This window comes from Niastella caeni (assembly GCF_004834005.1).
In the GTDB taxonomy this organism is placed as follows: Bacteria; Bacteroidota; Bacteroidia; order Chitinophagales; family Chitinophagaceae; genus Niastella; species Niastella caeni.
In genome coordinates this window covers 141,041-153,905 of record NZ_STFF01000015.1, presented here as the reverse complement: position 1 = coordinate 153,905, position 12,865 = coordinate 141,041, and the positions used below count along the sequence as shown (strand labels likewise).

The window sequence follows — 12,865 nt, the reverse complement described above, 5'->3', positions numbered from 1 at the left end:
AGGGGCCCCAAAGGGTAGGTAAAGGTCCAGAAGTCGGATAGTAGCTGCGCCCTTGCAATAACAGGGAAAAATAGCGGTGAGGTTTCTCCGATATCCTCGAAAAGCATTTATATAGCCAATGGGTGGAGCATACAACAGAGTAATAAGTTTCCTGAATTAACAGGGGTTTAGGTTTCCACGTGGGTGTAAAAGCAGGCTGCTTGAAAACAGCCTCCTTCGACGTACAGCATTGGTAAAGTTAAATGTGAACTTTCAGACGAAACTTCAAAAAGCATTTTTGAAGGGGACTTTGTATTGCTTAAGCATGAAAGAAAGTAATACAATACTTCTCAAACATAATTCCCCTTTCAAATCAAAAAGAACTATGCAGCTCTGTTGCCTACATCTCCCCCTGGGGGTGTGGTCAAATAACCTGCCTGGAAAGCTACCAACATTATTCCTCCAGTATCTCTGCATTTAAAAGGCCAGTTACTCCCCTGATCACCTGCATTGCTGCTGCTTTGGTCAGGTTATCACTGTTCTTCTGGATGTACCTGGCAATGGTAAACTCTGTAACCTCTAATGCATCCATTAACAACCTCCTGGTTTGTGGTGTGTTTATGGCCTGTAAGACCTCTTTCTTGATTTTCATTGTAAGTGCTGGTTTGTTTTTATTGTTTGCTGTATAAGGTTGAAGCGATCATAAAAAATAACCCTGCCAGTGTAGAAACACAGCAGGGTCTACACACAACATCGACAAGCTACCCACACAGTATTAAATACAGTTACCTATAGCAGGTTAAGCTGACAGATTGAACCACTAGTCAGTATATAAGTTCGGGTGAAAGTAAAGTTGAAAGTTCGGGGGTAGATACAGGACGAAGTAAAAGTGAAAGTTGTAATTCAGCTCCTGCTATAAGTTGGGTGTATTCTCCTGGTGAGCTGTTAGCCGATGGATTGATTTTGCTTCTTTCCTTTGCCTGGCCTGGGTTTCACTGGCTCAGTAGGTTTTTGAGCTGCAATTGAGCTGGTGGGCTGCTGTTGTGTTTCCTGAATATTGTTTAGAATGGTATCCAGCACCGTGGTAATGTTACTTTTCATCTGCTGGTATTCTTCCTGATCACAAAGGCCATATGTAAACCCTTTACTTTCATCCCCCTCGGGGAGTCTGTGTAAAAGACCTGCCTGTAGCAACGCTAAATTATGCCTCTTAACTGTACTCAAAGGTATACGAAGTTCCCTGCTTATAATCCTGTTGGTAAAACTGTCTTTTTGTTCCTGCTGCAGGTGCAGCTTAAGCGCTTCAAAGTAGTTCCTACAGGCCCCTGGTAGCTCGTCACTTTTCCTGAGCAGTATTTCGCCCATCAATCTGTTGGCTTCCCTGATGTCTTCCAGGATGGTTTCTATGTATACCTGCCCTGTTGCCTGATCTACCTTCTGTTCCCGTTGCAACTGGTGATAGAAGGTTATCACCTCAATAAAAGCCAGGTAATGTGCATTGGTTCTTCTGGGCTTAAATACACTGGGTGGCAGTTGCAAGAGTTCTGCATATGGGTTTCTCACCTGGATAGGCTGTAATACTCTTTGTACGTTCTGAAGAAGCTGTTTAACCCCTGCCTGATCCATGAGATCAATTTTACCTGCACTCTTCAATCTTTGATAATGCATGATCTTTTCATCCTGTTCCTTGCCTTCATCCAGGTGTAACAGGAAGCTCCTGTTGCTATTATCTTCATACACCGATTCTTTTGTAGTGCATCCTCCAACGCATATAGGGCCCTCTACCCGTAAATGAACAGTTTGTGCCTCTCCTGCCTGATTCTTATAAACCACCGTTTTGGTGATCACCTTTTTACTTTGTAGCTCCCTTAGGGGATATAGCACCTCCCCTGCTCCATCCAGGTCTTCTATTAAGATCAGTTTGTGCTTCAGTTCCTGCTTACCGAAGTAATAAAAAGAATTTTCTGACAGGCTGGTGATCTGTATTACATCTTCAGGTGGCATAAGTTCACCTACTCCTGACTGTAAATGTGTTTTACCTGTACCACTGCTACCCAGGCTGATCACATGCAATGGTTCTTCCCGTTTCCTGCTGGTAAATACCAGGTACATCAATAGCCTGTTGTTCACCTCACCTATTACCCCACTTTGCCCAATCAATTCATTAGTTCGTTGTAAAAGGTCAGGCTGGCGTAAAAACAGTTCAGCTTCCTTCCTTTCAGGTTCAGTTAGCTGCTTTACCGGTTCTTTTTCTTTTGCCAGGAGCTTTAGTTGTTCCAACCGGTATTCTTCCAACAAGTTTATCAGGGTGGCAAAAGCTGTTGCAATATACCCGGTGCCCAGTGCAAACCTTTCAGCACACCTGCGTACCAGTTTATCCAGGTTGTCATTGTTGTACAGGTCAAGATTATGGCGTACTGCTACCTGTTTGTATTCCACTTTCAGGGTTACACGCATTCTTTCCAGTCCTTCTATTTTAAGGCCACCCAGAAGCCCAAAATTCAATTGTTCGAATTGCCAGGTTATATATTCCCGGTTTTCTGTATTGAGTGTTGATGCCATGTAATAGCGTTTAATGGGGTGAATAAAAAAGAAGGTCAAACCAGACCTCCTTCAACGGATATAAATGAAAAAAGCCAAGCTGTTATGCCTGGCTTTAAAACTATTGATTTTACTCACTTTTTTCGAATCCAACTACTTTGATACATTACCCATTGTTCCAATCTATTGAATCCAACAAGCCAATGCCTGCATTTGCAATAAGCTCAAAATCTGAGTTCTCATCTATTATTTTATAAATGGGTTCAGAAAATTCATTATTAGTCTTAACAATTAATAGGTTGGCATTTTCCAAGAAAAATCCCCCTACAATATGTTCACATCCTAGAGCCACAATATAAATTTCTTTTTGAACCTGATGTTCTGCTTCAGACCATAACCATATTCTTAATGCTAATCTTTTATGAGTTATATGAAATAGCCATATCTGTGCAGATGCTCCATTGAAATCCTTCAATACCTTATTGCACTCATCAATATTAGTTATTGTCTTCATTTCTTTTTGAACATTTTACCATCCCAAGTTACTTCTCCTCCGTTTTGAATAAAAGTAGTTTTTTGAAGTAAGGCAGGATCGTTGTTAATATAATTAAATTCGTAATTAGTTACTCCTGGATTTTTGGTAAATGGATCGAAGCCTGTAACATCAAAACGAACTGCATCTGCATTCTTAACAGCATCTCTAAATGCCTCTTTAATAGCAAATTCATCGCCAATATACATTTTGCCATAATCAACCTTTGTCAAGCCAGCTTCTTGCCATGCAGCATTTTTCCAAGTTATAGCTCCTGTTCCGCGGTGTCCAGGTAAATCTTGTGCAATTCCAAGTCCAATTGTAACTCGTGAAGATGGCAATGGCTCCGTCAATTTACGAGACATTGAAGACTCCATAGGATCAAGGGTAGCTGCCTTTAGTTTGACTTTAGGCTTCAAACTAAAGCCAAAATTCATTTTAATGCCTTCAAGTGCCATAACAGTTCCCACAAAAGCAGGTAAAGCTTTAGCCGTCTTCTCACCATTTCCTTCAGTTATCCCCCCTATAAAATTAGTAGTGCCAAAAACTAAGTTATCCGAGAACGCTTGAGCTTGAAGCCTAGGATCTATCTGATCCAGCAAGTTAACATCATACTTTTTAAAGTCAGCAGGATTTGGAGTCTTCATACTCGGGGTATATCCATACCCCGCATGATTGGGATTATTATAAACATGTTCAACGGCTTTTTCAACACCTTTTAAAACAGTTTTCCCAAATGCTTTCCAAAACCCTTCTTTTTTAGAAGATGATTCTTCTAATCCATCCAGATCAATAGCCTCAATAGGAGTATTACTTGCAAACTGGTAAGGTGTTAATTCTGGATAGCCTTTCGTTAATGGGTCAACAGACAGAAACCTCCCCACCCTCGCATCATAAATCCTCATCCCATAATCCTGCTGATTACCCAATCCCTTCACCTCATCATCATTCATCTTGCCGTTAAACCCAAACTTATAAGGTACATTACTATTTGGAAGAGCTACCCTCGAAAGCATCCCAAACGGATAATAATCCTGCGCAGTCACTATATGTGGTTCGTAGTGATCTATCAAAGAACTACCGGCTGAAGGTACGCCAAATTTTCTATCCGATATGGTGGCAAGAACATTGCCTAAATGGTTGGTGAGCTCATATTGCTTGTAACCCCGGTCGTAAGACTTTTTCTCATAATAATACTGCATACTGCCCGGGCCACCGTCTACTCCGTCATCTACTGTCATCACGCCCAACCGGCTGCTGCCATACAGGAACCGGTCTTTCAGTTCCAGGTCCAAATCTTCCAGGTCGCTTTCGTCGCCATCGGCCGTATAGGTGGTCAGGATATTCCCTTGTGCATCCCGTACATACCAGGTGTAATGTTTGGTGCCGGCTGATGTAACTACCTGCCCAATGCGATTGCCGGCTACATCATAGCTGTATTTAATATTCGTTGCCGGTGCATCGGCTGTTGCCGCTTTGATGATCTCCTGGATCTTTCCATACACATTCCATTTGATGTGGGTGATGCTGGCGGCATTGTCGGTTATCAAATTACCTATGGAATCATACACATAGTTACTATCCGCCTGGTTCTCGATATCCCTGATGATGTCATCCTCTTTGCTCACAAACGCATTCGCCGGCACATTATCGGTCACCCGCCGTAACTGGTTCGTGTTGGCATAATAGTAATAATTAAGACTGTCCATTTGCGCCGTGGTACCGCTGATGCTATTGCGCAGGTATTTTTTGATATTCCCATTGGCATCATACGCAACACGCTCTTTCAGGTAGTCGCCCATTGTGGTCATGGACGACCAACTGTTGGTGACCCCATTGAACCCTTTATAGGCATCCTGCGCCGTCAGGCGATTGAGCTGATCGTACTTATAATTGTAGAAGATCAGCGGCCCGCCCGGTGAATTATAGTAATCAAACTTGCTTTGGTAAACACTGCTGCTGCTTATGTTGCCATTGTATAAGGGCCGGTACGCTGGCAGATAGGCGCTGTAACCGGGGAAAGGCGTTCCATTAATGGCTGCGTAATCATTACCAAAATAATTCAGGGTGAGCCCCAGCGCGTCTTTGGCAGTATAGCGGTTCAAACTGCTCGCCCGGCCATCGCCTCCCATATCAAACGAATCGGTGCCGCCGGTGCTGTTGATGCCTTTCAGCCAACCCTGCAAGGTATAGGCGTAATCGAGGCCCTGTACTTGTTGATCTCCCAACGTTACCCGCGCCAGCGGCCCATGCCGGTAGTATTCGTAGCGCGCATCTTTTTCCCACACCAGACTGTCGCGACTGGTTTCTACCAGCGTTAACCGGTTCTCTGCATCGTAACTGTAGCGGTGGAAAAACCCATCCCGCCAGCCTTGCTGGTATATTACCATATTCACCTTACCACTGATAAGGTCGTATTGATAACCTATTTTTTTCCAGCGGTTCCCGTTTGTGTTCATTACGTTGGCCGTAGTTCCAAAACAACTTTCGCAACCATAATCCTGCAACAGTTGATCTACATTACCCAAAATATCATAGGTGTAAAAGGTGCCCTGGCTATAGACATTATAGAGGCCTGTATCGGTGAGCGTGGTATAGCTCACCCGGTTGCGAAGGTTTTTTTGGCTTATGACCAACCGTTGGTCCGCTAAACCTTCAAAACCGGTATATGGCAGATCATACACCGTATTGGTGATCTGTCCGCGCCGGTTATGCAGCGCCAATAACCAGTTGTTCAACGATGGCTGGTTACGGCTGATCGCATTTGTCATAGCGCCATTAGCACCGGTATTGCTCACCTGCCCTACTTCCGTTATGCGGCCCAGGGAGTCATATTTTGTATAGCTGTATAAGGAGCCCTCTTCTGTAGCACTGGCCGTCCTTTGCCTGGCATTGCGGCTGATCGCCAACCGGCCCAACCGGTCGTACCAGAATTCCGACGTACCGCCGTCTGGCGACTTTTGCGTCACTACCTGGTTTAATGTGTTATACCGGTATTGGGTGGGTAGTTTATGTTGGGGTACCAGGTATTGCTTATTGCGGCGCGCTGTGGTCACTGAATCTGACCAGGCGCGGGCCCAGGCAAACTTGCTTACGTTCACCCCTTCCGGTGGTACGGTCTTTAACAGGTTACCTGCCTGGTCGTAATAATACAGCGTATAATGAAACTCACTGATCTGTTGATACACTGTAAAGTTTTCATTATAACGGGCGCTTAAACATTTGGCCAGGTACCGGTCATTAAAACTGCCAATAAGCGAATCCCGGTACGCCTCCTGTAATAATACACTGGTTGAAGTGGCAAACAGCGTGCTATCGGTGCACACGGTACGCGGCTTCCAGGCAACCGGCGCAAATACCGGTTCGGTTTTACCGCAGAGGGCCAACGGTGATCCTTCACAAAGACTTAAATGAACGCCACTCGAATTAAAATAGATAGAATCTATTGATGCATAGGTGAGGTTAGAGTTATTGCGATTATTGAAATAGTTGCTGAACCTGGTTTCACAGGGCGAGCATCGTCCCCGATTACCATACATGGCAAGGTTGTGCGCGTCATCAAAATTTTCGTTATATAGTAGGTTGCCGGCAACATCATAGATCTTCACATAATCTATCTGCGCCTTCACTGAATATGGCTGCAATGACCACCTACGCAATTTCGTCATTGGCGTATCCAGCGTACGCTGCGCCATCAGACTGTCATCTATATAATATTTGAATTCACGGCCACGGAACTGGAATTTAACCACCCGCCAGTCATTAAAATGCTGCCCCGGTACATTTTCATTGGCGCATGATTTTTTGGAATCATTGTTATGCGTACATACTGCCACGCCCATACCATCCACCTTCGAAATGGACATCTGCATACTCCCGGCAGTAGAGTCTGTATATAACCAAAGCCACCAGCTTGCGTTAAACCCATTCGTACTTACCAGGCTATCAGGTAATTTTAACCTTGCCTCCCAGGTATAACCAGCAGTATCCAGGCATAAAGTATCATGTAAGTAATCGATGCCAAAACTTTTTTTGGCCGTAGTATCTGCGTAATAAGAAGGCAAAGCCATTATCCCGTTTTTGATGACCTCTCCTAATGGAAAACCGTACGTATAGTGAGCACCGCCAAAATTCACTTTCCAATGCGTTGTATCACTGCCGCTGGCATCAAGATGTGGAATACCGCCATATTTTTTATACTCGTTCAACCAGGTGTTTAAAATATCGCTTCGCTTACTATTTCCACAAGCATTGAGTTCTTTGCCACAGGTGGTTTTATATAAATCTTCAATCTGGCTATAAGTATAGCTGGTACCTTTCCTGGTATTATAATAGTTCGCAAAAGAAGTATCGCATCCTGATTTTGGACAGGTGAAAACATCCGGGTAATTCGAGGGTGATTGCTTGCAATCTTCAAACTCTTCTTTGTATTGCAATACACCCGCCGCATCATATACTTTAATCCAGTCTGTTTCTCCGGCTGTTCCACTGAAGCCACAAGCCATTCTGAATATTTTATTAACCTTACCAGTATAGGGAACATTTAATACCAGGGAGTCATCAAGGTATACTTTAAATACGTTGTTATGCGCATTGATGGTTATGATGCGCCAGGTAGCAAAGTTTCGCATCATGGACACCATTCCTGTTGGGAACGTTGATACCCCATTATCAACCAGCCAATACCCGTTATACTGAATCGCCGATGCGGTATCATATGCGGGATTAAATTGAGAAAAAGTTGGACTAAATGTAACGTTGTCGCTATAAAAGACAAGGTTTACATAACCATAACGACCAACATTTGCTTGCAGTGGCATTTTTACCCTTGCCTTCAGGGTAAATTCATTATCTACACATAATGTATCGTATTTCCAATATCCCATAGAAACAGCACTACCAGTAGAATCCAATGGAAAATCAGTTATCCCTTCCGGTATATGCGCAATTCCACCACTGAATACTTTGGCAACATTGCTATCGGCCAACACATACGAATTATTAAAATTCCTGCTCACTCTGAAATGAGCGGAATTACAATTGCTGGTATCAGGGAAAAAATAATTGAACTTAAAATCATTCACTAACTGCGATAAGGAATCACAGGCTTCAGTTGGTTGTACCAGGCTGCATTGATTGCTAAATGCCAGGTATTCACTGGCTGTTTTACCATATCCCAAATGGTTATTCATGAACCGCTCGTACAACAGGTTCCAGCTTTGTTGAAGAGAATCTGTAACACCGGCATCTGAAATAGCAGGATAAACTCCCGGGAAATCTGTTTTAAAATCCTTGTTGAGCGAATCAACCCGCGCACAACTCACGCACACATCCTTCACACCGCATTGCAGTACCGGTGGCAAAAATACCGGGGCATTCAGGTAGTTACAATTGATTTGTCCGTTGCAGGCCATTCGCAATGTATCCAGTGCGCCCGGGGTCATTTGGGTGCCTGATGTTCTATAGAGATAATCAGCAAAGCTGGAATCAATAGCAGCCGACTGATACTGATTGTACAATAAACTGATTGTAGCACATTCGCAACTGTCTGGCTGCTGGTACACCGGTTTATTGGTATACACCGGTTGCTGGTCGTAAGGTAACGGCGCACTAATGAGGTACACGTTACAGGCCGCATTGTAAGGCTTGCCGGTACTGTCGCTATAGAACTTTAATACATCTTCAAAACTTTTAAACACATAGTTACTGGATGGCTTAACCGTACTGGCGCCAAAGAAATGTTCTTCATCACCGCCTTCACGGCATACATCAATCAGGCGTGGTATAATCCATGCACTATCCGTACTATTGTAATTACACGGTCCCAGGTCTGCCCACCATTGCTCCACATACGCCGCACAGTTATCATTGATATACTTTTGCAGGCTATCCCGGGCGGCTTGTTCATTGGTTGGCATATCATTTACAGACACCATCGCCGGATGATAGAAATTAAGGGTATGACCCGTACCAGCCAACAGGTACATATCCCAGTAATCGGGGTTGGTATGTTGCTGCTGGGCTTCGGTTAAAATATCATTTACCAGGTCGCGCTTCTTCTGGAGGTACATTTCCCTGAAAAATTTCCAGGCCATATCCTGGTCTCCGGCACAACCCTGCACATGAGTAAATGCACTATCCAACGATTTATATTGGTTTACGCAGGTGGCTTCGCTGGCAGGACAATTGGCCATTATCGTGGCCAATGACCACATGGAAATGGCATTATCATTTGCATCACGTACTTTATCAAGCAGGGCTGCCTCCATCTGTGTTTTGTAACTGCCTGCAACTTTGCCCTGGCTGATCAGATCTGTAAAGAACGGATCACGGTAGGTGGTATTATGGACAAAAATGCCCCCCGTTGGGTGGGTTGAGAAATCACCCGCATTTAAATACCCTTTGGCAACAGCTTCCTGGTAGGTATCTGTTTGTGCAAAATGCTGGTCCCAGATATTGCTGGCGGCTAATTCTTTAAACCGTACGAGCTTGAGGTACTCCGGGTGCTTCTGTAATAGGGTTTCTGCCCAGGAATTTTTAAAAGAAGCTGTAAACAATTCCGACGCCATATCTCTGGGGTCAGGCTCTTCATCATTACCGTTCTCATCTTTATAGTTACCTGTTACATTTTTATAATTCTCCTGTTCGCCAGTTGGTTTCCAGAAAACAGAATACATATCAATACTATCCGGATTGGCATACTGCCCATAAGGTGGTGTTACATCGGCCAGCATTTGCTGTTCGATACTTTGGTGTAACGCCACCACACTATCGCATAACTTCTGGCATTCTTCCAGCTCGGCTTTCCATGCCATTTGGGCTTGTATGCGATAATTGGCCGTATCACTATTTGCAATACCTGCCTGTTGCATATAGCTATTGCGGTAAACTTCCCAATCGCTCAGGCTGGCAGTACAGGTAGAACAGGCTGGCACACATTGAAGGGTAGTTGCCAATAAAGATTTCTGCTCCTGGATGGTTTGCTGTAGTGAACGGCAGGCATTACGTACCAGGAACAAACTATCCCGGTAATAATCCATCGCCTGTTTGTTTACCGTAAGCGTTTTGGTAACCAGGTAACTTCCTTCCTGTAAATACACCATAGTATCTATTGCCGGAAAAGCACTGAGGGCATTACATGCCGAATCGAGATGATAATTGGTCTTGTTTATGACCACCGGTTCGCCATTCGGCAGCGTGGTGTTATTACACTCATCAGTGATCGTGATCTGCAGATCATAAATACAGTCGTAACAAATATTAATATTGTTACAATCCCTTATACTGATGCTGTCGGGCAAAAGAGAATATATGAACTGGTGCGACCCGGCTTTTGTTACTACCAGTCCTTTGCTGCTTTCTATCACTGTACCTTTTATCACGTTGCTATTGCTGTCGAGCAACTTTTTAGTGATGTAGTACGAATTGTTGGAAGGCAATGCATCCACTGCTACGGGCGGCATACCGGCCAATGCAGTGGCAATAGTGCGGCCATGCATATCAACATAACTGATGCTCACCTGGCCATTGGCATCCCTTACCGTATTTTTAAAATAGTGACTGGCATTTCCTACTTCCGTACCAAACAAGGCGTCCAGCTCTTCCTGGTCGGCCATATTGTAGGTATATTTTGTTTCATGACCTTTCCCTATCTGAAAAGTTTCCCCTACCCCGCTCTGGATGCTTACCCGGCCGGTATTATCCGGCGTATACCGCGTTTCTGCAAACACATACCCTTTGGCATTGGGAATAAATTTATGATACCCGCTCGTTGCCAGTGGATTTGCCGGTGAGTAATATTGGGCGGCTCCATACAACGTATCCATTACCGGGGCGCCCTGTGCACAATAACAGCTATCCTGCCAGTCGTCATCATACGAATCCTTTTCATACTCAGCACTATTAAGGCGGTTAAAACCGGGCGTATATTTTATGATGCTGCTCAACGAAGGCGTTGGCATTACCTGGATCACCGGCCGGCCCTGGTGATCATAAAAAGTTTCCGCAATAATGGTTGTATCGGTCGTGTTATCCTTCGTAACCGTTTGACGGCTTTTTAAGGAACCATCAAAATACTGCACCACCGATTTTCTCTTTCCTTCCTCGGCAAAACTGGTAGACGCCTGCCAGTTTAAAGCGGAATCAAGTCCTTTAAAGCCATATGAGCCCAGTCCGTTTGTATAGTCAGAGCTCCAGACCGATTCTATGCGTTGCCCATGCTGCTTTACCTGCACGGCTCGTACCCGGTAAAATAAATGACCGGAAGCTTCATACAATAAGGGGATATAATAATTTTCCCTGCTCACGCTTACCCGCGTAGCATTGTTGGTAAAAAGCTTTTTAGGATCATATTTCGACGGATCGTTTACCTTTTTATAATTAATTAATGCAGAATCATCAATATAGGTCCATTCCAGGTCATATTCATCGGCAGCCCGTTCCGGCAACCAGTATACGTTCAACTCGCCTTTGGTATTTACGTGGGTGCTGCTCGAAAAGATCTGTTGAATGGCATTGTTGGTGCAGGAGAAATTGTATTCCCGGCTGATAAAGATCTCATTGGTGAGCACCAGGGCATCGCGATACTCGCTCAGATTACCCGACCCACTTATGCTTACAATTTCAATTTCTACCTTGTACCAGTCGTTTTCTATATAAACTTGCTTATTCGTATAAGTTGTATACTTTGTATAACCGATACTTAATGTAATCGGCTCCTCCGTTACACTCGTAACAGGCGTGCCATTGTTATCGTAGGTATAATGTATTTTAAATGTCACCGACACGTCAAATTCATCGGGCAACATATAGCGGTGCGACTCATCTATCGTGAACGTGATCAGGTTCTTGACAAAATAAGTAGTCTGCAATGGCTTCAGGGCCGGGTTAAAGTATACCGTATCCATTACCATGCTGGTTGAATCGGCAGCCAGTTGATTGCCCCTGAGCGGCGGCGCTGCATACTTTTCATCGATGGCTTTTACAGTATGAAAGCTACCGAGCAGAAAACAAAAACACAATAACCGGTAAATAGTGCGTTGCATGAGATACGGTTTATTGATTTAGAGAGTTTATGAGTTGATAACCGGCATAAGGCGCTGCCATAGTACAGTTGCCTTTGCTCCACGTAATATATGCACTGGTCGAAAACACACTGTCGGTAAACAGCCCCGTTTGATAGTTGCTGAATAAAATTGTCACATGAAAGGGCAACTTGCTGCCACTGGGCGCAGCACCCGAACCATTCAGATTGAAACTGTATTGAATGGCATGCATGCGATATGTTGTAGAATCATAAATGATGTCGTATTGCTGGTATGGACTTGCCGGTTTAAAATTGTACGACAGCTTTTTATATCCGCCTGTATCAGCCACAGCCATTCCACTCACCAGTGATTCGTGAAATGAAGGATCAGTAAGGTTGGCATGTAAAACATACTTAAAAAGCTCCACCGGTTTATACAACACCGCAAGATGCCGGTTATGTTGTAACAACAGGTTATATAAACTGTTTTGAATGAATTCGGTGCTATCGCTAGCCGTTACATGCACCTTATTGCCGCTCACTTTATATTGGTAAAGCACGGTATCAATGGTAGCATCATTAAAAGTGATGACATATTCAGCGTCAAAACTTACATGTGCTGTGTCTTTTAACACCTGCTGAACGTGCATCAATTCACGGAAACAATAAAAGGTATTGGTAACCGGCTGCCCGGTTGCTTTAACCAGGCCAACCATCATCATCAGGGCTGTCAGCTTTACGGGTAAGCTGTTTATAGATCGCATATTGCGTATTTTTTATGTTTAAAT

The 12,865-nt window shown here is 44.0% G+C and carries 5 protein-coding genes; all 5 read right to left on the bottom strand.

All coding sequences use genetic code 11. The features are described 5' to 3' along the window. Positions 1–433: 433 nt before the first annotated feature. On the bottom strand, positions 434–631 hold the full coding sequence (locus FAM09_RS29800) for a hypothetical protein (RefSeq protein ID WP_136580830.1): 198 nt from the start codon (positions 629–631) through the stop codon (positions 434–436). A gap of 293 nt (positions 632–924) precedes the next feature. Continuing rightward, complete coding sequence (locus FAM09_RS29795) at positions 925–2,541, bottom strand: hypothetical protein (protein ID WP_208025682.1); 1,617 nt, start codon at positions 2,539–2,541, stop codon at positions 925–927. A gap of 145 nt (positions 2,542–2,686) precedes the next feature. Next, the gene (locus FAM09_RS29790; protein ID WP_136580829.1) at positions 2,687–3,034 is read right to left on the bottom strand and encodes a hypothetical protein; all 348 of its coding nucleotides are present in this window, start codon (positions 3,032–3,034) and stop codon (positions 2,687–2,689) included. Further along, complete coding sequence (locus tag FAM09_RS29785) at positions 3,031–12,096, bottom strand: RHS repeat domain-containing protein (protein ID WP_136580828.1); 9,066 nt, start codon at positions 12,094–12,096, stop codon at positions 3,031–3,033. Before FAM09_RS29785 ends, FAM09_RS29790 begins: the two co-directional genes overlap by 4 nt. A gap of 10 nt (positions 12,097–12,106) precedes the next feature. Then, positions 12,107–12,841 (bottom strand): hypothetical protein, encoded by a 735-nt coding sequence (locus FAM09_RS29780; RefSeq protein ID WP_136580827.1) that lies wholly within the window; start codon positions 12,839–12,841, stop codon positions 12,107–12,109. Between the last annotated feature and the right edge of the window lie 24 nt (positions 12,842–12,865).